Source organism: Pseudoalteromonas sp. JB197, from assembly GCF_002332205.1.
Lineage (GTDB): Bacteria > Pseudomonadota > Gammaproteobacteria > Enterobacterales > Alteromonadaceae > Pseudoalteromonas > Pseudoalteromonas nigrifaciens.
Genome location: NZ_NRGZ01000001.1, coordinates 551,885 through 575,167, shown reverse-complemented (window position 1 = coordinate 575,167; position 23,283 = coordinate 551,885). Strand labels below are relative to the sequence as shown.

The 23,283-nt window shown below is 40.2% G+C and carries 23 protein-coding genes; 10 read left to right on the top strand and 13 right to left on the bottom strand.

Annotation, left to right across the window (positions count from 1 at the left end):
- Positions 1–2 precede the first annotated feature (2 nt).
- Positions 3–737 carry a dienelactone hydrolase family protein gene (locus CIK86_RS02720; protein WP_086998829.1) on the top strand — a complete coding sequence of 245 codons (735 nt, stop codon included), beginning with the start codon at positions 3–5 and terminating at the stop codon, positions 735–737.
- A gap of 58 nt (positions 738–795) precedes the next feature.
- On the opposite strand, the gene CIK86_RS02715 is transcribed toward CIK86_RS02720, so the two are convergent.
- Positions 796–1,719: a LysR family transcriptional regulator gene (locus tag CIK86_RS02715; protein WP_011328846.1), complete on the bottom strand. Its 924-nt coding sequence runs from the start codon at positions 1,717–1,719 to the stop codon at positions 796–798.
- Positions 1,720–1,862: 143 nt separating this feature from the next.
- Here CIK86_RS02715 and CIK86_RS02710 point away from each other — a divergent pair, with 143 nt between their 5' ends.
- From CIK86_RS02710 to yghU, 3 genes are all read left to right on the top strand, one after another.
- Entirely contained in the window at positions 1,863–2,546 is a 684-nt protein-coding gene (locus tag CIK86_RS02710) for a type 1 glutamine amidotransferase domain-containing protein (RefSeq protein WP_086998826.1), read from the top strand.
- Between the two features lie 113 nt (positions 2,547–2,659).
- Complete coding sequence (locus tag CIK86_RS02705; RefSeq protein ID WP_086998823.1) at positions 2,660–3,244, top strand: rhomboid family intramembrane serine protease; 585 nt, start codon at positions 2,660–2,662, stop codon at positions 3,242–3,244.
- A 72-nt stretch (positions 3,245–3,316) separates the two neighbouring features.
- Positions 3,317–4,156, top strand: coding sequence for a glutathione-dependent disulfide-bond oxidoreductase (yghU, locus tag CIK86_RS02700; protein WP_086998820.1), 840 nt, complete (start codon positions 3,317–3,319; stop codon positions 4,154–4,156).
- A gap of 75 nt (positions 4,157–4,231) precedes the next feature.
- Here yghU and CIK86_RS02695 read toward each other — a convergent pair whose 3' ends face one another.
- From CIK86_RS02695 to CIK86_RS02665, 7 genes are all read right to left on the bottom strand, one after another.
- On the bottom strand, positions 4,232–4,687 hold the full coding sequence (locus CIK86_RS02695) for a hypothetical protein (protein ID WP_086998817.1): 456 nt from the start codon (positions 4,685–4,687) through the stop codon (positions 4,232–4,234).
- A 12-nt stretch (positions 4,688–4,699) separates the two neighbouring features.
- On the bottom strand, positions 4,700–4,978 hold the full coding sequence (locus CIK86_RS02690; RefSeq protein WP_086998814.1) for an EF-hand domain-containing protein: 279 nt from the start codon (positions 4,976–4,978) through the stop codon (positions 4,700–4,702).
- 209 nt (positions 4,979–5,187) lie between these two features.
- Complete coding sequence (locus tag CIK86_RS02685; protein ID WP_086998811.1) at positions 5,188–5,868, bottom strand: response regulator; 681 nt, start codon at positions 5,866–5,868, stop codon at positions 5,188–5,190.
- Between the two features lie 8 nt (positions 5,869–5,876).
- On the bottom strand, positions 5,877–7,328 hold the full coding sequence (locus CIK86_RS02680) for an ATP-binding protein (RefSeq protein ID WP_011328853.1): 1,452 nt from the start codon (positions 7,326–7,328) through the stop codon (positions 5,877–5,879).
- Positions 7,328–7,858 carry a hypothetical protein gene (locus CIK86_RS02675; protein WP_086998807.1) on the bottom strand — a complete coding sequence of 177 codons (531 nt, stop codon included), beginning with the start codon at positions 7,856–7,858 and terminating at the stop codon, positions 7,328–7,330. The genes CIK86_RS02680 and CIK86_RS02675 overlap by 1 nt, the downstream gene beginning before the upstream one ends.
- A gap of 9 nt (positions 7,859–7,867) precedes the next feature.
- Positions 7,868–9,520 (bottom strand): YHYH protein, encoded by a 1,653-nt coding sequence (locus tag CIK86_RS02670; RefSeq protein ID WP_086998804.1) that lies wholly within the window; start codon positions 9,518–9,520, stop codon positions 7,868–7,870.
- A 33-nt stretch (positions 9,521–9,553) separates the two neighbouring features.
- Positions 9,554–10,162, bottom strand: coding sequence for a flavin reductase family protein (locus CIK86_RS02665; RefSeq protein WP_086998801.1), 609 nt, complete (start codon positions 10,160–10,162; stop codon positions 9,554–9,556).
- 120 nt (positions 10,163–10,282) lie between these two features.
- On the opposite strand from CIK86_RS02665, the gene CIK86_RS02660 reads away from it, so the two are divergent.
- The 3 genes from CIK86_RS02660 (at position 10,283) to CIK86_RS02650 (ending at position 12,474) form a co-directional block, all read left to right on the top strand.
- On the top strand, positions 10,283–11,794 hold the full coding sequence (locus CIK86_RS02660) for a deoxyribodipyrimidine photo-lyase (protein WP_086998798.1): 1,512 nt from the start codon (positions 10,283–10,285) through the stop codon (positions 11,792–11,794).
- On the top strand, positions 11,784–11,918 hold the full coding sequence (locus tag CIK86_RS02655; RefSeq protein ID WP_086998795.1) for a DUF2256 domain-containing protein: 135 nt from the start codon (positions 11,784–11,786) through the stop codon (positions 11,916–11,918). Before CIK86_RS02660 ends, CIK86_RS02655 begins: the two co-directional genes overlap by 11 nt.
- A gap of 127 nt (positions 11,919–12,045) precedes the next feature.
- Positions 12,046–12,474, top strand: a complete 429-nt coding sequence (locus CIK86_RS02650; protein WP_086998792.1) for an OsmC family protein — start codon at positions 12,046–12,048, stop codon at positions 12,472–12,474.
- A gap of 62 nt (positions 12,475–12,536) precedes the next feature.
- On the opposite strand, the gene CIK86_RS02645 is transcribed toward CIK86_RS02650, so the two are convergent.
- Positions 12,537–14,030, bottom strand: coding sequence for a dipeptidase (locus tag CIK86_RS02645; protein ID WP_086998879.1), 1,494 nt, complete (start codon positions 14,028–14,030; stop codon positions 12,537–12,539).
- Positions 14,031–14,205: 175 nt separating this feature from the next.
- On the opposite strand from CIK86_RS02645, the gene CIK86_RS02640 reads away from it, so the two are divergent.
- On the top strand, positions 14,206–14,394 hold the full coding sequence (locus tag CIK86_RS02640; RefSeq protein WP_086998789.1) for a DUF2986 domain-containing protein: 189 nt from the start codon (positions 14,206–14,208) through the stop codon (positions 14,392–14,394).
- Positions 14,395–14,541: 147 nt separating this feature from the next.
- On the opposite strand, the gene CIK86_RS02635 is transcribed toward CIK86_RS02640, so the two are convergent.
- On the bottom strand, positions 14,542–16,668 hold the full coding sequence (locus CIK86_RS02635) for a TonB-dependent receptor plug domain-containing protein (RefSeq protein WP_086998786.1): 2,127 nt from the start codon (positions 16,666–16,668) through the stop codon (positions 14,542–14,544).
- A 366-nt stretch (positions 16,669–17,034) separates the two neighbouring features.
- Here CIK86_RS02635 and CIK86_RS02630 point away from each other — a divergent pair, with 366 nt between their 5' ends.
- A complete protein-coding gene (locus tag CIK86_RS02630; RefSeq protein ID WP_011328864.1) occupies positions 17,035–18,237 on the top strand; it encodes an MFS transporter in 1,203 nt (400 codons plus the stop codon).
- Positions 18,238–18,297: 60 nt separating this feature from the next.
- On the opposite strand, the gene CIK86_RS02625 is transcribed toward CIK86_RS02630, so the two are convergent.
- Together CIK86_RS02625 and CIK86_RS02620 are read right to left on the bottom strand one after the other, a co-directional pair.
- The gene (locus tag CIK86_RS02625; RefSeq protein WP_086998783.1) at positions 18,298–19,344 is read right to left on the bottom strand and encodes an NAD(P)-dependent alcohol dehydrogenase; all 1,047 of its coding nucleotides are present in this window, start codon (positions 19,342–19,344) and stop codon (positions 18,298–18,300) included.
- 158 nt (positions 19,345–19,502) lie between these two features.
- On the bottom strand, positions 19,503–20,216 hold the full coding sequence (locus CIK86_RS02620; RefSeq protein WP_086998780.1) for a DUF1499 domain-containing protein: 714 nt from the start codon (positions 20,214–20,216) through the stop codon (positions 19,503–19,505).
- Between the two features lie 309 nt (positions 20,217–20,525).
- Between CIK86_RS02620 and CIK86_RS02615 the strand changes: the two genes are divergently transcribed.
- Entirely contained in the window at positions 20,526–20,741 is a 216-nt protein-coding gene (locus tag CIK86_RS02615) for a hypothetical protein (RefSeq protein WP_011328869.1), read from the top strand.
- A gap of 58 nt (positions 20,742–20,799) precedes the next feature.
- Here the strand turns inward: CIK86_RS02615 and hrpB are convergent, their stop codons facing one another.
- Complete coding sequence (hrpB, locus tag CIK86_RS02610) at positions 20,800–23,226, bottom strand: ATP-dependent helicase HrpB (protein WP_086998777.1); 2,427 nt, start codon at positions 23,224–23,226, stop codon at positions 20,800–20,802.
- Positions 23,227–23,283 lie beyond the last annotated feature (57 nt).

The following is a 23,283-nucleotide window of genomic DNA, read 5'->3' as shown; positions in this document are numbered from 1 at the left end:
TTATGATCATCGAACAACATAACGCCGACTTGCCTACCCCTACAGGGTTGATGCGAACCACTATATACCGCCCTCAGGCGCAAGGGTTGTTTCCTGCACTTATTTTTTACTCTGAAATTTTTCAGCAAACCGCCCCTATTGCCCGCAGCGCCGCTATTTTAGCAAGCCATGGCTTTGTAGTATTAGTACCTGAAGTATTTCATGAGTTAAATCCTATTGGCACTGTGCTCGCTTACGACGACGCAGGTAAAGACAAAGGTAATGCCGACAAATGGGCTAAACCTTTAGAGCATCACGATAGCGACACCCAAGCCATGATCGACTTTGTAAAACAACAAAACTATTGCACAGGTACGCTTGGTGTAATGGGTGTATGTATTGGTGGGCATTTAGCATATAGAGCCGCATTAAACCCTGAAATTAAAGCTGCATTTTGTTTATACGCAACCGATATTCACAGTAATACATTACCGGCAAAACCAGGTAATAACTCATTTGAACGTATGGCAGATATACAAGGCGAAATTCACTTTGTATGGGGTAAACAAGATCCACATGTGCCGCAAGAAGGCCGCACTAAAATTTATCAGCAATGCGTTAATACGGGTATAAATTACCAATGGCAAGAAGTAAACGCACAACATGCCTTTATGCGCGACGAAGGTGAGCGATACGACGCAGCGCTTGCAATAAGTATGTATCAACAAGCTGTGGCATTATTTAATCGCACTTTATAAATTAGATGTTTAAATTAACCCAAACGCTGGATAATAAATCTTTTAACCAGCGTTCATGTTAAATGTTTTTTAGCATGCCTAAAGCAGTATGTTGTTTTACAAAGTAGGCTTTTAAATAATCTATAAATAGCCGCAATTTTTTAGAGCCTGCTGCGCCTGGCGGAAACACCCCATAAAGCTCAATATCTTTGCTTTTGTAATCGTCTAATATAATTTCTAGCAACCCTGCTTGCACTTTAGGCCACGCATCGTACAGCGGTATACGGCCTATGCCATGCCCGGCTTCAACAAAAGCAGTACGGGCAGCAGCGTTATTGGTACTTAAACCGCCTTGCATTGTAATGTCGTGTTTTTTACCTTCTTTTGAAAGAGTTAACGTTTTACTGCCCAATTGATACACCACCCATTGATGCTGAGCTAACTCAACAGGGTTTTTAGGTTTGCCAAAATGAGCAAAGTAATCTGGCGAGCCACAAATACAGGTACTCATTGTTGTGAGTTTCGTTGCTTGTAAATTAGAGTCGCTTAGCGCCACCCCACGAATGGCAAAATCAAAACCATGCTTTATAATATCAACTACATCATCGCTAAGTTGTAGGTCTATGTTAATTTTGGGGTATTGGCGTTTAAAGCTATTAATAGCAGGCACTATTAATTGCATCCCTACATTTACCGGACAACTAATTTTGAGCAGCCCCTGAGGCTCACTTTTTATATTTTCTATTTGTTGATTTGCCGCATTGGCTTGCTCAGTAATTATTCTGCAGCGCTCGTAATACGCCACTCCCGCCTCTGTTAATGCCATAGTGCGTGTTGAGCGATTTAGTAGGGTAATTTCAAGTTGGGTTTCTAATTTTTTTAAATGGTAACTTGCCACCGCACGCGTTAAACCTAAATGCTTAGCCGCAGCGGTTAAACTACCCTGCTCTACAATTTGTGCAAACACCACCATACTTTTTAACTGCTCAAACGACACTTTCATAACATCTCCTAAATCCACTGCATTATTGTATCAATTATTGAATCAATAAAGTTAAATTTATCATCGTTGTTTAAAGCATTATTAGTGCATATAGTAGTTGGTAGCAAAGTTAACTAATTTAAATCATCAAAAGGAATATTCTAATGGCTAAAAAAATACTTATGGTTTTAACCTCACATGCAGAATTGGGCAACACAGGTGAAAAGACAGGTTTTTGGGTAGAAGAATTCGCAGCCCCTTATTACGCATTTAGAGATGCAGGCGTTGAAGTCACTCTTGCATCGCCAAATGGCGGCCAGCCCCCGATAGACCCTACAAGTACTCTTGCTGATTTTCAAACTGATGCAACTAAACGCTACGACGCAGACAGCGCCGCACAAGCATTAATGGCCAATACCAAAGTGCTTAGTGAAGTAAATTCGACAGATTTTGACGCGGTATTTTACCCAGGCGGCCACGGCCCACTATGGGACTTAGTAGAAAACACCGACTCTATTGCACTTATTGAAAGCTTTATTAAAGAGCAAAAGCCAGTAGCGGCTGTTTGTCATGCCAGTGCCGTATTTTTGAATACTAAAGATGCCGATGGTAATGCACTTGTTGCTGGTAAAAAAGTAACTGGTTTTACTAACAGTGAAGAAGCGGCAGTACAACTTACCGACATAGTGCCGTTTTTAGTAGAAGACGAACTGATTAAAAAAGGCGGCGACTATCAAAAAACGGATGACTGGGGTGTACTTGTACTCGAAGATGGCCTAGTAATTACCGGTCAAAACCCAGCAAGCTCAGAACTTGCTGCTAAAAAGCTACTAACCAAACTAGGTTAATAACGATTTATAAGTAAAAAGCACAGCATTTAATGCTGTGCTTTTTTAATTGCTTTGCATTAGCAAATACAATTCCTATACTGGCAACTATTAAGCTCAACTAGGACTATTATATGGCAACCACACGGTCATTACTAACAAGCAAACGCTTCGCTATTTTTAGTATTGTTACAATTTGCTTTGTTTTACAGCTAATTAATAGCTTACCTGGCATTAATCTTAATGGTTTTGGCATTTATCCGCGCAGCATTAATGGCTTAATTGGCATACTGAGCGCGCCATTTTTACATGGCAGTTGGTGGCACTTTGCCAGTAACATGCTGCCTTTTATGGTTTTAAGTTGGTTGATTTGCCAATACAGCGTTAAGCGTTTTTATAACGTATTTATTTTTACCGCATTAGTAGGTGGTTTTTTAGTATGGGCACTTGGTCGTAGTAATATTCATGTTGGTTTAAGTGGCGTTATATATGGGTTGTGGGGTTTTATACTTTGCTATGGCGTAATTAGACGTTCATTTAAATCCATTGTTATTGCTGTTGTCGTTGCCCTACTTTACAGCGGATTTGTTTGGGGTGTACTACCACAGCGCTTGCATATTTCGTTTGAAAGCCACTTATTTGGAGCATTGAGCGGATTGTTTTTAGGCTATAAATTAGCAAAATCCGACAAACTTAAAAGTCAAAAAACTCGCCTTTAATTTATTTTAATGGCCACATTTATTAATACATATATTTTTTATATGTATTTCATTTAAACAGAGGTTATTTTTATGAGTGATCAAAATCAATACACCCCACCCAAAGTTTGGACATGGGACAGTGAGAGTGGCGGTAAATTTGCCAGCATTAATCGCCCCATTGCCGGCGCAACTCATGACAAAACCTTACCTATTGGCGAGCACGCATTTCAGCTTTATTCGCTTGCTACACCAAATGGTCAAAAAGCCGCTATTATGTTTGAAGAGCTGTTAGAGCTGGGCTTAACCGATGCAGAATACGACGCATATTTAATCAGCATAGGTGATGGTGATCAGTTTGGTTCTGACTTTGTTGATATTAATCCAAATTCAAAAATTCCAGCGTTAATGGATCATTCAACCACGCCGCCAACGCGTATTTTTGAATCGGGCTCTATACTGCAATACCTAGCAGAAAAGTTTGATGTGCTTATACCTAAAGATTTAAAAGCTAAAACTGAATGTCGTAACTGGCTATTTTGGCAAATGGGCTCAGCGCCGTACTTAGGTGGTGGCTTTGGCCACTTTTATAGTTATGCACCCACTAAAATGCAATATCCTATTGATCGTTTCACCATGGAAACCAAGCGCCAGCTTGACGTGCTAAACCGCCATTTAAGTGCAAACGAATACATGGCAGGAGATGAGTACTCAATTGCCGATATCGCAATTTGGCCTTGGTATGGCTCTTTAGTGCTTGGCGACATTTATGATGCAGCTGAATTTTTAGATGTTGCCTCATACACTCATGTTGTACGTTGGGCTAAACTGGTTTCAAAGCGCCCTGGCGTAAAACGTGGTCGTCGCGTTAACCGCACATGGGGACCTGAAGAAGAGCAACTAGCAGAGCGCCACAGTAGTAGTGACTTTTAACCTTGCTGTTATTGGTAAACTAAAAAATCAGCAGTAATAGCTGATTTTTTAGTTTAGGTGTTGCCTTATTTATAATTACGCTTTAACACTCAGTATCGAATCACCTTGTGATAAAGCAAACTTTTCTTGAACCGCCGATAAAATAGCACTTTTATCTTCGTCATTTAACTGGCTTGAATACTGCGCTAACAACTCATCTAAATAACTAACTACATCTTTAGTATTTACTTGCTCAATTGAATTTTTAGGCGGTAGTGGTGGGCGCTGACCTTCAGGTCGAGCAGCATCACCTATGCTTTTAGCCTCAAACTCCAACTCGCCCATTAGCTCAGCCAACTCTTTTGTTGGCGCTATACCTTGCTCTTTAAGTGCAGCTTGAATACTTAGCGCGTTTTCTGCCGTTAAATTTTCGGCATCGAATTCAGCGAGTGTTTGTTTTACAAAGTCACTTTGTGCTGTTGTTAACTTTGCGGTTTGGTTACTTTGTTGCTGCACCAGGCTTGCAGAATTACTGCTAATATTATTAATCATTACAGTATCCTTTCAACGCTTACGACGAGGTGGTTTATGATCATTTACTTCTTGCTCACTAATTTCGCCATTACCATCTGAATCTATTTCGTCAAAAATTGTTTGTGCGTCTTCGCCGTGTGGTGGTTTTTTAGCGCTAAACTCTGCATAGCTAATTACGCCATCGCTATTGGTATCCATGCTTGAAAAATCAGGTTTAGGTGGTTTGCAATCGCTGCCTCTTGCTGCAACATTTACTGAAAAAGCAACCGACAATAGTGTAATAATTGTAAGTGATGATAAGTGTTTCATGCTCGTAACCTTTTGTTTAATTAATAACGAAAGATTACGCTATAAAAATGCAAACAATGTGCAAATAATGAGGAAGTAAAAATAATGTATATCGCTAATGCATAAATTTAAAATGATAGCGAAATGCTAATGCGAGTAAATAGCTAAAGTGGCTATTAATTACTTACGTTAACGCATCGTATTATGCTAATTAATCAAACATTTTGTTGTTAATTACACTGCTGTGGATTTACAAAGCGATAACCAACACCATAAACCGATTGAATAACGCTGTCGGTTTTGGTTAATTCGTCCAGCTTTTTACGCAATTTTTTTATATGACTATCAATAGTACGCTGGCTCACAATACGTTGATCGGCGTACATAGTATCCATTAAGCTATCGCGCGAAAAAATACGGTTAGGGTTGTTAAACAAGGGCTTAAATAACTGAAACTCAACATTAGTAAGCTCAATACTTGCTGCTTTGTATTTTACACTGTAGGTGCTTTCATCAAGTTGCATAACATTGGTTTTTGGCTCAACGTTATTCAAGCGCCTTAAAATAGCTTTAACACGCGCCACCAGCTCCGCATAACTAAAAGGCTTACAAATATAATCATCGGCTCCTAATTCAAGCCCAAGTAATCGGTCAATCTCCTCTACCTTTGCCGACACCATAATGATAGGCACATTAGAGAACTGCCTAATTGCTTTACACAATTCAATTCCGCTTTGACCAGGTAGCATTATGTCGAGCAAAATCACACTAGGCTTGTTAATTTCAAGCCAAGGTAGTACTTCATTACCATGATGTATTTGATGCGTTATGTAATGATGGCTTGTTAAAAAATCGCTTATTAAGTTAGCCAGCTTAACCTCATCTTCTACAATCAGTATTTGCTCTTGCATAGTGTCCTCTAAGCTTTAAATAAGGGTAATTTAATAATGATAGCAAGACCGCCTAAACTAGATTTTTCAGCTTTAATCTCGCCTTTATGACCTTTAACTATGTGCTGACAAATAGATAACCCCAAACCCGAACCGCCCTCTTGGCGATTTCGCGAACTATCTACTCGGTATAAATACTCAAATAAGTGCGATAAATGCGATGGCTCAACCCCCACGCCATTATCTTCAATAATAAGCTGTAAATACATTTGCCCTTTAATACTTATATTACTCGCCGTTAATGAAATAGTAGAGCATTGTGCGTAATGCACTGCGTTCATTAAAATATTATCGAATAACTGTAAAAGGCGTGTTTTATCTGCTTGAACGGTTATATTTTTTGCAGCATTTAATAGGTAGAGCTTTATATTATGTTGCTCAAGTATAACCTGATATTTTTGCTCAATAGTATTTAATAACAATGCCATATCAGTAGCTTGCATAGTGTAATGCATGCCCCCTAACTCTGCGCTATTGAGCATATGCAAATCGTCTATTAAGCGCTTTAAATGCAGGGCTTCGTCGTTGGCCGAGTTTATATTTTTTGCATTTGGCTCGCGTATGCCAAGTAGCATAGCTTCAAGCTCACCAAGCAAAATGCTCATTGGCGTTCTAAGCTCATGAGAAATATTGGCAAGCCAGCGTTTACGTACTTGCTCGTCTTTGGCGAGCGTAAATGCAAGCGTATTAAAATCCTCGCTTAACTGCCCTAGTTCGTCTTTTCGATCTAGGGTCAGCTTAGTCTCGTAATTGCCTTGCGTTAAGCGGTGCATACCGTTAGCTATTTGTTTTACTGGGCTAACTAAATGCCGAGATAATAAAAAGGTAACCAGTAATGTAAGCAGTACCGCCGCTAAAGCAATAAACCATAAGTAGTTTGTTTGCTGCTGTAAAAAATCAAGTTCGTAGCCATCAACTAAGCTATCTCTTTTGGATACAGCTAAATAACCAACCGCTTTATTATTCACTGTAATGGCTGTAGTCATATAGTTTAAATTACTTAAATACCTGCCCACTATTCGCTGTTTATTTTCGTCAAGCAAAGCATAATGAGCAATATTTTCAGGAGGTGGTCGGCGCGCGCCTAAAACAATATGCTCGGATGGTGGTGGCCGGCGCATCATTCGCCCTCTTGGATCAGGGCTTTTTGGTAACTTAGATAAAAACTGGCTGTTTTCTAGTTGCGATTCTATAAGCATTCTAAAGTTTTTGTCGCCGCCAATAACTAACTCCCACGAGGGCGTTTTTTGATACTGCTTTGCAAGTTGTAGCGTAAGTGGTTCTAATGCTTTTATCTCTTTTGCATTAACAAAATCAATAACGCCTTGCCCTATACTCCACTGTATAAGTATTACCATCCCTGCAATAACACTAAAGGTAAAACTAAATAGTATTAAAAAAAGTTTATTATGAATTTTCATTAATGCGTATTTTTAACCTTGCTAGGAAAGCTTTCAAATCGGTATGTTATAAACTCTTTGGTTTGATCATTAACATACAACGTAGCAACTATTTTTTTGCCCTGAGCGGTCCAATACATGTGACCATGATTATTTAAAGTAACCGATACAGTATTTATACCACTTTTAAATAAGTTAGCAGGTAAATGCAATGCATGTCCGTAAATTCGCTGTATTTTAACGCCATTAATATATAAATGAGCGTGGCCTTGTAAAAAACCGGTATTTTCGTTTGTTGTCGCGCTCATCATTTGTTGCATGTTCATGGCGCCCTCAGGAGGCACTGATAAATCATAACGCTGTGTATCTAAAATTAAGTTATAACCCGACATACTATCTTTTAATAACTTAAGGCTCAGTGCCGGTGTGGGTGCAGCGTTTGGTACTGCAATAGGCATATGGCTATGACCCATCATTTCCTGCTGCGCAAAGAGCTTAAAGCTCAATAGCACAGCAGTAGTTAGGATCAATGCGTATTTAAAATAACGCATAGTTACTCCTTACCTTCTTGGTGGTGGACCCATTGTTTCGCCCGTATCACAGCGACCAATTGAATTATCAGCTAATTGACCTTTAAAACGTGGCCCAATTTGATAAGGGAACGAAGGCTGTAATTTACCATCGCTGTCTAACGAAAGTGTTATGTGGTAGTGATAACCTTTACCATCGTTGGTATCGTGGCCGTTATGCTCATCAAGTTGTGCACCTGCTACTGTTTTTTGGGCGTAGTAATAATCTTCAAAATAATAACCGTCGTCGGCATTTAATGTATTACCTGAAAGTGTTGTTACTTCTGCGCCAATAGCTGGGCCTGTATCGCTTATTTGTGTACCTTGGCTAATATCGTATTGATTGACTAAAGTACAGCTTCGCTCACCTTGCGTACCACAACCGCCCTCGCTTGTTGATGCACCATAATCGCGCATTTCCCAACCGCTTAATGCAAGTTGCCCGTTACTTTCATAAGGGCCATAAAGTGGGTAGCCATCAGCTGCAAAACCATAAATTGGTGAATGCGCATCGCCATCATCTTCAAGTAAATCAGCTAAGCAGCTCGTGTAAAAATGATGATGATATTCTCCGTTAGCAGCGTGTCCGCCACATACATCCACATCGTATTGTTCGGCAATTGGCGCTAACGTATACCAAACATTATTACCGTAGCTCATACCATCGCCCCAATTAAATATGCTGGTGCCATTAACCATTAAACCAACTGTACCTAGGCCAGTTTCACAGGTTTCGGTGTCAGGTAAATCGGTGGGTGTTATTGGAAAGTACGCTTCTACAGCTTGTTCAGTCGGACAACCAGATCCTGGAGGCCAATAGCCTGCACCGCCTGTATCATTACAATTTTCAGTGCTGCTGTTATAACCTATGTCTTCACCAAAAGAGATTGTTTGCCCTACTGCTGCTGAGGTTACACCGTTATAAAAATCGGTGGCTGCACGTGGGCGGTTATTTAGCGCGTCTACTTGCTCTTGTGTAAGCGTTACGTCATATTTTGGAATATCTGTGGTTTGCACGTACATGTATTCAACGTCAGCATCATCTTGTGCAACGCTAACAACTTCAACTGATTGCACATCTTCAACCACTGCACCATTATTTTGTATATAAGTAGAAGTTGTATCCTTGTTAATTAGCCAACTAGCAAGCTTTGCACTGGTATTGCTAGTATAATCTGATGATGCACGCACAGTAATTGTTACACTATCTATAACAACATCATTAGTGCCATCATCTGCACTGAGTTCAAATATCAGTGCTTCGTCGGTTAATACCTCAGGTGCTACAAACTCTGTTGACGTTGCAGTACTTAAAGATAAACTAACGGTTGTGCCCGATGTTTGCGACCAGCTAACCGATACTTCACCATCATCTTCAACCGTAGCGTTTAAATAAACGGTATCACCCGCATTAACTATTTGATCAATACCCGCATTAACTGTTGGAGCTGCATTACTGACTATTTCGCCTTCAATAGTTGCACTTGTTGAATCGCTATTACATGCGCTTAAAGCGATGCAAAGTGCACTTAATGCGAATAACTTAGCTACATTCGAGGTTTTTGTTTTAGAGTGCGTTTTCAATGTTTGAACCTTTACATTAACGTTTAATAAAACAAAGTTAACAAGTAAAAGTGCAAACAATGTGCACAAACTAAGGAAGAATCTACATTTAAATTACAATTGTGGCCTTTTGAGCACAAATTTATCTTTGGTTGTACTAAAGTAATCGCCGCCCATTTTGCCCACTGCATTTAATAATTTGGGATCAATATAGCCATTACTCATCACGCTATCGTTTATACAAATACCCACTACATCCAATAACATCATTTTTCCGCCGCCAGGCTCATTGGAAATGCTAATAACCTCGCGTAACTTACATTCAAACCGTACTTTTGAACCGGCAACACTTGGCGCGTTAACTAACAGACTTGGAGCTTGGGCGATGTTAGCTGCATCAAATTCACTTATATCACTAGGATAATTTGCACAACTTTGATTCATTTTTTCAACTAGCTCTTGGCTAACTATATTAACCACACATTCTTTAGTTGCCATTAAATTACTGAGCGTATCTTTATTCGTTTTATCACTTGGGTTTACTTGCGTAACGCTTAAAACAGGTGGTTTGCAGCTAGCCACAGTAAAAAATGAATAAGGCGCAATATTCGCAATACCTTCGCTATTTAATGTACTTATCCATGCGATAGGCCGTGGGCTTATACCGCCTACTAAGTAAGAATAAACATTTTGACTGGTGTTTTCGGTTAGATCTAAAAACATACTTTTCCCTTTAATACATTAAAACTAAATCTTAATTCAAAGTAGTTACGTATAGGCTTGGCTGACTTAGCTAAATAACAAACTAATTTTTATCTCCATTTAAAGCAATAAACAAATTATATGAAAATAAACATAGTGTGGTTTAAACGCGATTTACGCCTTAGCGATCATCAACCATTAAAAAATGCATTTAGTAACGGCTTACCTACCCTACTACTTTATAACTTTGAGCCATTAATGCTTGAAGATCCACACTACAATGAGCGGCATTGGCGCTTTGTATATCAATCAATAGTTGAGTTAAATAATCAACTAACATGCTTTAATGCCTGCATTTATATATTTAATTTAAACATGGGTGACTTACTTGAATCGTTAAAGACGCAGTTTGAAATAGTTAATATTTTTAGCCATCAAGAAATAGGTTTAAACAATACCTTTGAGCGCGATAAAGCCATTAAAGTGTGGTGCCAACATAACCACATTAATTGGCAGGAGTCGCAAACAGGCGCAGTAATTCGCGGCAAAAAAAATCGTAATAATTGGAACGAGCGCTGGCAGCAAACAATGCAAGCACCTATTGCTGTTCCTAATTGGAAGAATATAAAAACAATTACACTCAATAACTACCAAACACCTGAGCTGCCAAGCGCTTATACGCAAGATCACGACAGCTTTCAACAAGGTGGCCCGCTGCAAGCGCGCACTGTAATGCAGAGCTTTTTTGCCGAGCGTGGCAAGGGTTATCAAAAAGGAATATCGAGCCCAAGTTTAAGCCAAACTTATTGCTCTCGGCTTTCGCCGTATTTAGCCTGGGGGAACATTAGCCTTAGGCAAGTGTATCAAATGGCCGTTGATGAATATTATTCAAAGCATCCTGATAAAAGAGGCTGGAAGCGCCCGCTTGCTGCATTTGTATCGCGCTTGCATTGGCACTGCCACTTTATGCAAAAGTTTGAGAGCGAATGTTCTATGGAGTTTTTAGCCCTTAATCCGGGGTATCACGTATTTCCGTATCGCGATGACGAAAACGTAAAAAGCGATATTGAACGCTGGGCGCAAGGCCAAACAGGTATTCCAATCATTGACGCTTGCATGCGCTGTTTAAAAGCCACCGGTTATATAAACTTTAGAATGCGTGCCATGTTAGTGAGCTTTGTAACGCATCATTTAAATATAAGCTGGCAGCAAGCAAGCTTGCCTCTCGCTAATTACTTTTTAGATTTTGAGCCTGGAATTCACTACCCGCAAATTCAAATGCAGGCCTCGGTTACTGGCATTAATACCATTAGGCATTACAACCCAATAAAGCAGTCGGAAGATCAAGATCCAACAGGCGCGTTTATTAAAAAGTGGTGCCCCGAACTTGAAAAACTCCCTATTGAATATTTACACCAGCCTTGGCAACAAACGCCAATGGAAGCACTATTCAACGACTTTAAATTAGGAGTGGATTACCCCGAACCCATGCTTAACTTAACCGCAGCCTCAAAAGCAGCGCGCGAACGTTTATGGCAGTACCGCGAGCGAGCAGATGTTAAACGCGCCATAGGGAGTATTCTTAAAAAGCACGTTGGCGTTACCCGCACTACAACTAAAGTAAAAAATAAAACCACTAACGATGGCTCATAAAAAGCAAATCTTACCTCAGAAAATATGCCCCATTTGCAATAAACCTTTCGCGTGGCGTAAAAAATGGCAGCGCGACTGGGACAATGTTATTTACTGCTCAAAGCGCTGTAAGTGCAACACCTAATAATAGCTGGCGCTCATCTTGCACTAACCTTATAAATACAACGCTTTTTAGCTATATTGTGATTATTTTTGCAAATAACTCTCACCTAGCATGAAAAGCTTACCGCCAATGCAATAAGGAGAAGATGATGACAATTAAAAAATCTGCAAACTCAAAATGGTCTGGTGATATTAAAACAGGTAAAGGCAGTATTTCTACGCAAAGTGGCGCGCTTAATAATCAACCCTACGGATTTAATACTCGCTTTGAAGATAAGCCCGGCTCAAACCCTGAAGAATTAGTAGCTGCGGCGCACAGTGCATGCTTTAGTATGGCATTATCGCTAGCATTAGGTGAAGCAGGGTTTACCGCCGACAACATTGATACCAAAGCGGTAGTTAGCTTAGATGAAGTAGACGATGGTTTTGCTGTTACCCGCATTGCGCTTGAAGTTAATGCTAAAATTGCTGATATTGCAAACGAGCAGTTTCAAGCTTTATGCGATCAAACCAAAAAAGGCTGCCCTATTTCTAAACTAATGAATGCTGAAATATCACTCAAGGCTGAGCTGAACTAACTATTGTAAATACATTATTAAAACGCCGCATTTATTTGCGGCGCTATATTACATGCGTTTAGTTACATATTACCTAGCTCTATCATCATCGCGGTGTACATGCGCAAGTTAAGCTTTAGCTGCTCAAGGGTAATAAACTCATGCTCAGAGTGTCCGGTGTAACGCTTACCTGGCATTGATGGGCCAAACGATACCGCATTATCAAATAACTTAGCGTTAGTACCGCCGCCAATAGAGACAAAGCCGGCTTGTTGATCACCCGTAAAGTGCTTAAAAATATCAAGTAATTTTTGCGCATGCGGCGCGCCATCAAGTAGCATAGGCGTACCAATAATAGTTTTAACATCATTTAGTGTTACATTGTTAGTGGCTTGCCATTTTGCTAATGCAGTGTCTATTTGCTGCTTTAACACCAACTCTTCTTTGCCCATAGGGCGGCGCGCATTTACACTAAGCGTTAGGGCATTTCCCTCTCGTTCAATCACAGTAGGTGCCACTGTCATTGGCCCCATAAAATCATGTTTATAGGCAATATCGCCAAACTGTTTGCCATGAATATCTAAACCAATCAGCTGATTTACAAAGTTAATTAACTGCCCATCGCTATTATTTTCAAGCACTAGACCTTTAAATATTTCGGCTAAATAAGCAATTGCGTTAACACCCGACTCTGGCTCTGATGAATGCGCCGATACGCCTTTTACACTAATTGCGACAGCAGTATCGCTTTGCTGAGCAAAGTTAAACTCTACTTGCTTAAGCGTACTGGCTTTGGCTTTTAATTGAGTAAGTAACTTAGCATCGGCATTATGCAGTACTAGGCTGGCGTCTTCTGGTATTTGGCTTACAAATGCACCACCTGCAACATCACTAACATAAACGCCTGTTTTTGCCGAGGTAGCATTGAACGTTGGCGCAATTAAACTCCAACCTTTTTCAGCCACCACTACCGGGTATGACGCATCAATTGTTACTGCGTACTTTGGCTGCTCATAGGTTTTCATAAACTCAGTAAGCGGGCCCCAATCAGACTCCTCAGCAAGGTAAATCATTAACTCAATACGGTTATTAAGCGTTATGCCTTTATCTTTAATGGCTTTCATGGCGTAAAGCGCTGTCGCTATTGCGCCTTTATCGTCTTCGGTACCGCGGCCAATTAAGCGCCCAGGCTCTGATGTTGTATCAATAATAAATGGGCTTTGCTGCCACTTACTCGCATTAGCTGGTTGCACGTCGCCGTGTGTTACTACGGTTACTTTATCGCTTTGTTCCCCAAGTCCAATTAATACTGTGTAGCCTAGATCCTGATAATCTAAACCCAGCTCGGCCGCTTTCATTTTGAGTAAGGCTTTAAAACCAATAAAGTCGGGATTTTGTGGTGCGCTAATATCGCTTTTATTCACAGTAGGAAATGATACTAAATTGGTTAGTGTATGTACCTGGGCGCTTTGGTAGGTATTTACGGCATAATTGGCAACACTATCAATATTTTTATTTAACTGTGCTTGGGCACTAAACGCAAATAATGCAACACTGGCTAACGCTAACTTTTTCAAAACAATTCCCATTTAATTAATCACTAAGAAACATAATTATAACCTTGTGTATCTCACACAAACAGCGCTTTGCGGTAAAGTCACATAACAACCAGTGCAATTAGTTAAATATTTATATAGTTGCTTTTATACTTGGTGCTATATAATGCGCGCCTTAAAATTATGAGTATTAAACATGAACCGTCGCAAAAAAATCGTTACTAAATTTCAAAAGAAAGACAAGCGCACCAATGCCAAATTACATAAAAGCAAAAAGCCAAGTTATGTATCAAAAGCTGAGCGCGAAAAACTTGAAAAACTTACTGACGAAAAAGTAGAACAAACAACTGAGCAAACCGCTGAACCTGAAGCTGAGCAACAATAAGCGCTTTAAGGCGCTTATTGCTTTAAGTTTTTACGGATCTATTGTGGTAAAAGTAGCGTATCGCTCAATAACCTACTACCACAGTGGTAACTATTAATTTAAAAGCCATAGTAAATTTATATAGCCCTTCTATTTACCGTTTCAACCTTAAAACGCGTAGCTTAATGCTAAATTTAATGATCTTCCTTGTCCTGCTAATTGCGTAAAGCCGGTTGCGTTATCTTGTTTAAACCCCGCAATGCTAACCCCACCTAATGGTAGTTGGTAATACTGATCAAATAAATTTGTTACCTCAACACTGAGTGTAAATGCATTCCACACTGCTTTAGAACTTAAATTAACTAAATGGTAGCTATCGGTTTGGTTTTCAAAGCGGTTGTTATCTACTCTTGTTTTAGTATCGACCCATTGCCATAAAAGCGAGTTTTCAACATTGCCAATTTGCTGGCTAATACCAAGTTGAGTTTGCAATGGTTTAATTTGATAAAGCGACTGAGTGCTAGAGTTATCGTCGCGCTTGCCACGGGTGTTAGTTATATTTGCTTTTAACTGCCACTGACCTAACTGTTCAGATTGATGAATACTGGCACTTAAATCTACTTTAGCGCCATATAAAATGGCATCTACATTAGTAAACTGCAAAATATTGCGACTATTACCGTCAATACCTGAACTATTAAAGTTCCTTACTATGTCAGCATCAATATAATCACTCACATCGGTATACCAAATATTAGTGCTTACACGCCAGCTGTCGTCTTTTGCCAATTTAGTATAAGTAGCACTCATTGTATGTGCGGTTTCAACGCCAAGATCTGGGGTGCCAATATAACCATTCCCATTGCCGTACCAGCCAATCATGGTGGTTGCCATATTGCTAACCCCCCAACTGTATCGCTCGTATAAGTTGGGCGCGCGATTTTTACGAGCAATACCAAGTTGCAGTTCATCAACGTTAGTTATTTGGTAATTAATTAATACGTTTGCATCAACTACAGTATCGGTTTTACTTCTACTTCCTGCATTAAACGTATTTGCTGCCATAGCGTCACTTGGCCCCATATGCATACCGCCCATGTGCATACCTGTGTTATACGCCTGTACTTCATCTACTTGGGTATTTATATTTTCAATACGCACACCCGTGTTTAACCATAGTTTTTTACTATTTTGGCTTTCATATTCTGCAACAAGTGCAATGCGTTGACGCTTACCATTATTAATGTTTTTATAGTCGTTTGGCCCCATCATGGCCGAACCAGTAATACCTGGCCACCAATCATCAATACTGTAATGGTAATATTCTTGAGCTAGCAATATGCTGCTATCGTTATCTAAATTTATACGCCATTTTAACTGGCTGCTTATATCTTCTGCATCGGTTTTCATTGGCATCATGCCGGTTTTTTCTGGGCTAAAAAATCCCATATCGTGTTTTACACTATGCCAATTTAGTTGCCCGGTAAATTCACTATTTTTTAATGTCCTTTTATATTGTGCGGTTGCCCCATAACTGGTGTTATCTGTCATATCCATATACTGGTTAGCAAAGCCTTGATAGGGGATTTTTTGATGACTAAGCTTAACTACAACTTGCTGTTTATCGTCGCGTATAGCCGCTGTTAAGCTATGATTTTGGGCGCGATATAAAGTATCTAATACAGTATCGCCGTTACCGTCTTCATAGCTGTTTGCATCACTAAACGAGCCCTGGTAATTAACGCTAAATGTATCACTTGCTAAACGCGCGCCTACCCCAAGTTTACGGCCATTATCAACAGTGCTGTACTTTGCCGATACATAACCAGAATGCCATGCTAAATCGCTATTTTGAGTGTACTGCGGTGCTATAGAGTTAACACTTATTACACCGGCTATATTATCGCCACCCGCACTTACCGGCGATACACCAGCAGCCACATGATAAGACGTAACTTGGTTAGCCGAGATATACGACAACGGTGGGTTCATTTGATTAGCACATGCCGCAGTTACTTCTGCCCCATCAACTAACACTTTTACTCTGTCACCCATTAAACCATTTAAAATAGGCAAATTAGATACGCCACCAGCGGCTGAAAAATCAACTCCTAAATCACTTAATAGCGACTCTGTAGAGCCAAGTGCTAAATGTTTATTTTGAGCATCCCCATGTACTTCAATCACTTCTAAAGATGTATCGTCGGCAAATACTAAAGGAGATAAAAGCCCACTTGTTAAAAACACTAAAGGTGAGAGTAAGTAAGGTGTACGGTATATTATTTTATGCGCCATTATTTTATTCTTTGGACTGCTATTATTAATGACGTAATTATACTGGATTCACCTTACTTGCATGCGCGACATAATGTCGCACTTTATTAACTATAATCAGCATTTTTAGCCAAGCTTATCTTTTTATATTAGGTTATTTGCCTCTCTAAATTAACCACACGACATTAAGATTTTATTAAAGTAATTAATTTACCTTTAACGGCCAGCTAATAGATGACGCCCTATGTTATTTAGCTTAAAATGGCCGCCTATTTATTCCCAGCATTTACAACAACACTTCTTTTGCTTTTTTCGCAGCAACAACACTTTACAGTTTGCTTGTTGCCCTAGTTTTTATGAATTAAACATTAATCTCAAAGGATTTTTATGACCGCTAATGTAGCGCCGCCATCTAATCAACTTAACCGAACAGCTATATTAATCGTGCTTGCGCTCGGTACTTTTATTTTAGGGTTATCTGAATTTTCGATGATGCCTATGCTGCCACTGATCAGTGAAACTTTTGGCTCAACGCCTTCGCAAAGTGGCTACGCTATAAGCGCTTATGCTTTAGGTGTTGTTGTTGGTGCGCCTATTTTAATGTTAACTACTGCAAACATGAGAAAACGCAAAGCGTTGCTTATATTTTTAAGCTTAATGTGTATTTCTAATAGCTTAAGCGCTTTTGCAACGTCACTTGAGCAATTGGTATTGTTTCGCTTTTTAAGTGGCTTGCCCCATGGTGCTTATTTTGGTGCAGCCATTTTATTAGCCTCTGAAATTGCCCCTGCAGGTAAGCGTGCAAGCTTTATGTCGAAAGTTTTTATGGGTTTGACCATTGCCACCATTGTTGGCGTACCTGTGGTAACTTTAGTAGGGCAAAACTTAAGCTGGCGTTACTGCTTAGCCGGTGCAGGTGTTTTAGCTTTTATTGCTTTTATTTTTGTATATAAAGTTGTGCCAAATATTGAAAACACTAAACCATCTAATTTACTTAATGAGTTTGGAGTATTAAAAAACAAGCTGGTTTGGTCTATTTTGGGTATTGTAATTATTGGTTTTGGTGGGGTATTTTGTATTTATACCTATGTTGCCGATACTATTTTAGAAGTAACCGAAACAGCGCCCTACACCATTTCGATTGCTATGGTGATGTTTGGTATTGGCTCAACATTAGGTAATTATGTATTAGGTAAAGCGGCAGATAAATCTGCAATTAAAACAACTGGCTTAGTACTGGTTTGCACTATTGTATTTGCCTTTGCTTATGTAACCGCAAGCTATAACATTTGGCTGCTTTATGGGGTTATATTTTTTATTGGCTGCAGTTTAGGTTTAGCAACGCTAGTACAAACCTTACTAATGGATGTGTCTCCTAATGGGCATGCCATGATAGGCGCGTTAGTACAGTGTGCTTTTAATGTTGCTAATGCAATTGGCCCTTGGGTTGGAGGCATTGCAATTGCGCAAGGTGCCGCGCCAAATCAAACAGGCTATGTTGCCGCTGCTCTTTTTGTTGGTGGGTTTATTATGTGGTTACTTAGCTACTTACAAATGAGCAATAAATCGTTTGTAGCAAAAGAGGCTTAATAGTTAACTAAAAAGAGCCGCTAATTTGCGGCTCTTTTTATTTTTAATTACTAAGTGTAATTAAACACTTAACGATGCCATATCAATAACAAAACGATAACGAACGTCAGACTTTTCCATTCGCTCATAAGCTGTATTTATTTCATCAATATTGATCATTTCACATTCGGGTAAGACATTATGCTCGCCACAAAAATCAAGCATTTGCTGCGTTTGTGCAATACCACCAATAAGTGAGCCTGCAATACGGCGACGCCCCATTAATAATGGCACTGTGCTTAGCTCATCAACCGGGCCAACCTGACCAACAATAACCAGTGTGCCATCAATATCTAGCAGTGGTGTGTAAATAGATAGATCGTGCTTTACCGGTACGGTATCAATAATAACGTCGAAGGCTGACTGCGCACTTTCCATTGCATCATCGTTTGACGACACTAAATAATGCTGGGCACCTAGTTTAACCGCATCGTCTTTTTTAGACTCACTACGGCCAACTACCGTAACGCTTGCGCCCATAGCGACAGCGTTTTTAACCGCCATATGGCCAAGACCACCTAAACCAACTACAGCAACACGACTGCCTTTTTTAACGCCCCACTTATGTAATGGCGAGTAGGTAGTAATGCCTGCACACAACAGCGGTGCAACACGCGACAGCTCTAAGTTTTTAGGTACTGAGAGTACAAACTCTTCACGCACTACAACATGTTTAGCATATCCACCTTGGGTCATATCGCCGCTAACACGATCTGTTCCTGCGTATGTGCCTACCATGCCTTCACGGCAAAACTGCTCTTCGTTGTTATCGCACTGATCGCAACTTTTACATGAGTCGACCATACAGCCAACTGCAACCGTATCGCCTTGCTTATATTTTGTAACGTCGCTACCTACCGACATAACCTTACCAACAATTTCGTGTCCGGGTACTAACGGGTAGCGACTACCACCCCAATCATTACGTACCGCGTGTAAGTCTGAATGACAAACTCCACAGTATAATATTTCAATTTCTACATCGTTATCTCGTAAATCGCGGCGCTCAAAAGAAAACTCGGTGAGTTCTGAACCTTGGCTTTTTGCTGCATATCCTACTGTTTTCATAATAACTCCATAGTATGTTAAAAATATAAATACCAAATAAGTATACTTGCTTAGCTGTGAACACTAACTGATGATAAAAAACCCAAGCCGTACGCTTGGGTTCCATTTGATTGCTGATAACTTAATTGTTAGTAACTTAACATTTAGGTTTGCCCTAATTATTTTGCCAGTACCGCGTTTAATTCATCTACAAATGTATGAATACGCTCTGCATTTTTACCTAAATCACTGCGACCAATACGCGACTTACTACGAATATCAACAAAACGCTGAGAGCCTTCATCTTTAATACGCACCACTATATCGTCTTTAAAACCAAACCAGGTGGTTGTCTCGGTTGCTTCAACAATCCCTTGACTGGCATCGCTATTAACTAACTCCCAACCCAAATTTTTAATCGCTTGCACTGTAGCCACTACTAGCTCACTTTTTGGGTAAGCATAATTAAGGGTAGTCAGTTCTGGGTAAGCTTTAAGCTGTTGCGCAGCCGTTTCTGCTCCGGCATAGGTCACTGGGTTTGGCGCATCGGCACGCAGTGGTGCAATAGCTACAAACTTTGGTGGATTAACTACGTCTGTCGAAATATCATGAATTGGCGGCACACTTTTCGCTTTATCCATCATATTAAGCGGCATAAAAATAGCAATACCCGCAAATATAACAGCCACTACAGTGCTACTTACAGTGGCTGTTTTACGCATAAATATAACCTGCACCAAAAGTAATACAAGCGCAGCTCCCCCCACGTAAACACCAAACCTAAATCCAGCAAATGCAGTGCCTAATTCAACAACGCCAAATTTATATAATGGCCCGGGCAATACAACCATTAAAAAGGCGATTAAACTCACCAAACTTACTAAAACTTTCATTATATTACTCCAATATTTTTAAGATTATTGCTTTTACTAAGCTTAATACTGCTTATAGGTACTTTTGGATTACTCTTTACGCCTAATTATTCAATAAAATTAATACTGTAATCACCATACTCTAAATATAGCTGAGCTCATAATTCAAATAAATAAAGGCTATCAATGTAATACGCGGTAGCTGCCCAGAAATAAGTAACTTTAAAACGATAAACGTATAAAAAACACTGGTTTTTATACCCAAAACTTGACTAATTCGTAAAAATGCACAAACTGCAGAGGTTAAAAATAGCCAGAGCCTTATTAATTATGAAAACAGAAATTAGCTATCGTTTTGAATCTTCTCAAGTTGCCAACCGATTTATACACCTGCTTAAAAATTGGCCCATTAACGATGTAAAAACAAAATTATTTAATGGCGGCAATTGCGTAAAGGTTAATTATGACTATGACGAGAGTGGTTTTGACTACACAGTTGCAGAGCTAGACGATTTAGCCGAAACACACGGCGGTAAAGAAATTTAAAGCACCTTAATAACTCCTAGCGCTTTATTAAACTTTAGTATTTTTAGGTTAAGGCTCTCTACATTTTACTTTTTACTTTATTAGTTGCAATGCTATTGGCCGGATCGTCGGGCCAAAAATGCTTGGGGTAACGCCCTTTCATTTCTTTTTGTACATCGCGATAACTGGTATTCCAAAAGTGTGCTAAATCTTGAGTAAGTTGCAACGAGCGTTTCCCCGGCGACAATAACTCCATCAGCAGTGGCAATTTCCCCTGCGCCAACAACGGCGTGCTGGTCATACCGTATACTTCTTGCATACGTACACTGAGCTTTGCAGGGCCTTCAAGCTGATATTCAATCCTAATATTAGAGCCGCTCGCTACCGTTAAACGCAGTGGCAGTAAGCTTTTTAAGGCACTTTGTTGTTGCCAGTCAAAACAATTTTGTAATGCCTCAAAGTAGTTAAACTTTTTAAGCTGCTCCAGGGTTTTAATATCTTGTAAAAATACACCTAGCCACTGCGGTGCCGTTTGAATAAGTTGTTGCTCGTTAATTTTCGGAAACTTTTCGCTCATTAGCTTACTTGCTAAGCTCATTCTAATTAATAGTTGCTCAGCGTCTTTTTGTTCATTAAACAGTGCAAAGCCATGTTTAGTAAATAAATTTAACCATGCTTTGGCGCGCTCACTTTTATCGAGTTTTTGCGCACTTGGCTGGCTAGTAAGCGTAATAGCGCCAAGTTTCACTTCGTCTTGATGGATAAAGCGTGCGGTTTTTTCATCAAACTCACAGCGAGTTTGCATGCTAAATAAATGCGGCAAATAAGCTTGCAGCTCAAATGGGCTAAGTGATGTGGCACTAAAAATACGCCCGCCTTTGTGCCCGCCCATAGTGGCAATTGCAAGGTAGTCGTCGTTATGCCAGTAATCGCGGTTTAGCTCAGCGCCTGCACCATTGGCAAGTAAGTATCCACTGCCACGCTTTTTCGCGATTCGATCGGGGTAAGCAAGCGCCACCAGCAAGCTTAAGTGCCCGGTATTTAAATCGCCATTTGACTCTTTTACTTTTAAGCGAGTTTGCCAATATTTTAATTGCTGCTTGAATACCGGATGTGGCCGTTGTTGTTGGCTATGCAGCGCTAAGCTTAGCTCATTAGCAGTATTAACTCGGCTTTCAAGTAATGCCACCAAATAAATAGCGAGTCGATAAATACCGGGGAGTGCTTGCTCTAATGCCTGCGCTTTTAATAGCATATGCGCCAAACGAATATCAGCGCCAAAGCCTAACATTTTACTGCCAAGCGGTGTGAGCTTGCCTTTGCTGTCTATGGCTTCAAGCATGCTAAGTAAGTTACTTGCCTGTATGCCTTGCTGCTCAGTAGGCTTATCAAGCAAGGTTAGCTCCTCAATGCTTGCCCCCCACTGCTTAGCTTCTAGCATTAGTTGGCTTATGTCTGATGTGAGTATTTCGGGATTGTCGTGACTATTACGGCGCTCAAAAGTTTGCTTAGAGCCAAGCCTATAAACCACACCTGGCTCTATTCGCCCTGCACGCCCTGCACGCTGCACTGCCGATGAGCGCGATATGCTTTGTGTTGTGAGTTCAGTAACACCGGTTTTTAAATTAAAGGTCGCGGCGCGGCGTTTACCGCTATCAATCACAATCCTTATGCCTTCAATGGTTAAGCTAGTTTCGGCCACATTGGTAGTAAGTACCACCTTGCGCATCCCTTCAGGCGCAGGAGCAATAGCTGCTTGCTGGTTGGCTTTATCTTGCTCGCCAAATAGCGTTGCCACTATACAATTGTTTGGTAAGTCAGTGAGTGCTTGTTGTACCCTGAGTATTTCGTGCTGCCCTGGTAAAAACACCAACGCGCTGCCTGTTTGCTCACTCAGTGCTTGTTTTATTATAGTGGGGATTACATCAAGCCAGCGGCTTTCATCTTTTATGGGTATATATACTTCATCTATTGGATAGCTGCGCCCATTTGATTGAATTACAGGGCAAGCAAAAAACTCAGTGTAGCGCTGGGTATCAAGGGTTGCCGACATCAACATTATGGTTAAATCTTCGCGCAGCGCACTTTGGGTCTCTAACGCAAATGCCAATGAAGTATCGGCTGCAATAGAGCGCTCATGAAACTCATCAAATATCAGTAAATCAACATCGCTAAGCTCAGGATCGTTTTGCAGCATACGAGTAAGCATGCCTTCGGTAACTATTTCAAGGCGCGTATTAACACTTACTTTGCTCTCACCTCTTATACGCAGACCAACACTTTGGCCAACACTCTCGTTTTGACACTTTGCTAAGTAACTAGCAATATTACGCGCAGCTAAACGACGCGGCTCTAGCATTACAATACGTTTAAAGTGCCCATCACGCATAAGTTGCAGCGGCAACCAAGTAGACTTACCTGCACCCGGCGGCGCTTGCAGTAGCGTAATTGGGTTGCTTTGTAATGTTATTACGAGTTGTTGATATATGTTTTGAACCGGCAGCACAGCTATTTACCCTAAATTGCTTTACCGGCATTGTAACAAAAAATGCAGAGGATATAG

Coding starts and splice junctions, on each gene's coding strand:
- CIK86_RS02690 (WP_086998814.1), bottom strand. CDS start 4,978: ATGAAACACTTATCATCACTTACAATTATTACACTATTGTCGGTTGCT.
- CIK86_RS02685 (WP_086998811.1), bottom strand. CDS start 5,868: ATGCAAGAGCAAATACTGATTGTAGAAGATGAGGTTAAGCTGGCTAAC.
- CIK86_RS02710 (WP_086998826.1), top strand. CDS start 1,863: ATGGCTAAAAAAATACTTATGGTTTTAACCTCACATGCAGAATTGGGC.
- CIK86_RS02625 (WP_086998783.1), bottom strand. CDS start 19,344: ATGAAAACAGTAGGATATGCAGCAAAAAGCCAAGGTTCAGAACTCACC.
- CIK86_RS02630 (WP_011328864.1), top strand. CDS start 17,035: ATGACCGCTAATGTAGCGCCGCCATCTAATCAACTTAACCGAACAGCT.
- CIK86_RS02675 (WP_086998807.1), bottom strand. CDS start 7,858: ATGCGTTATTTTAAATACGCATTGATCCTAACTACTGCTGTGCTATTG.
- yghU (WP_086998820.1), top strand. CDS start 3,317: ATGAGTGATCAAAATCAATACACCCCACCCAAAGTTTGGACATGGGAC.
- CIK86_RS02665 (WP_086998801.1), bottom strand. CDS start 10,162: ATGTTTTTAGATCTAACCGAAAACACCAGTCAAAATGTTTATTCTTAC.
- CIK86_RS02655 (WP_086998795.1), top strand. CDS start 11,784: ATGGCTCATAAAAAGCAAATCTTACCTCAGAAAATATGCCCCATTTGC.
- CIK86_RS02695 (WP_086998817.1), bottom strand. CDS start 4,687: ATGATTAATAATATTAGCAGTAATTCTGCAAGCCTGGTGCAGCAACAA.
- CIK86_RS02715 (WP_011328846.1), bottom strand. CDS start 1,719: ATGAAAGTGTCGTTTGAGCAGTTAAAAAGTATGGTGGTGTTTGCACAA.
- CIK86_RS02720 (WP_086998829.1), top strand. CDS start 3: ATGATCATCGAACAACATAACGCCGACTTGCCTACCCCTACAGGGTTG.
- CIK86_RS02635 (WP_086998786.1), bottom strand. CDS start 16,668: ATGGCGCATAAAATAATATACCGTACACCTTACTTACTCTCACCTTTA.
- CIK86_RS02705 (WP_086998823.1), top strand. CDS start 2,660: ATGGCAACCACACGGTCATTACTAACAAGCAAACGCTTCGCTATTTTT.
- CIK86_RS02620 (WP_086998780.1), bottom strand. CDS start 20,216: ATGAAAGTTTTAGTAAGTTTGGTGAGTTTAATCGCCTTTTTAATGGTT.
- CIK86_RS02650 (WP_086998792.1), top strand. CDS start 12,046: ATGACAATTAAAAAATCTGCAAACTCAAAATGGTCTGGTGATATTAAA.
- CIK86_RS02680 (WP_011328853.1), bottom strand. CDS start 7,328: ATGAAAATTCATAATAAACTTTTTTTAATACTATTTAGTTTTACCTTT.
- CIK86_RS02640 (WP_086998789.1), top strand. CDS start 14,206: ATGAACCGTCGCAAAAAAATCGTTACTAAATTTCAAAAGAAAGACAAG.
- CIK86_RS02615 (WP_011328869.1), top strand. CDS start 20,526: ATGAAAACAGAAATTAGCTATCGTTTTGAATCTTCTCAAGTTGCCAAC.
- CIK86_RS02660 (WP_086998798.1), top strand. CDS start 10,283: ATGAAAATAAACATAGTGTGGTTTAAACGCGATTTACGCCTTAGCGAT.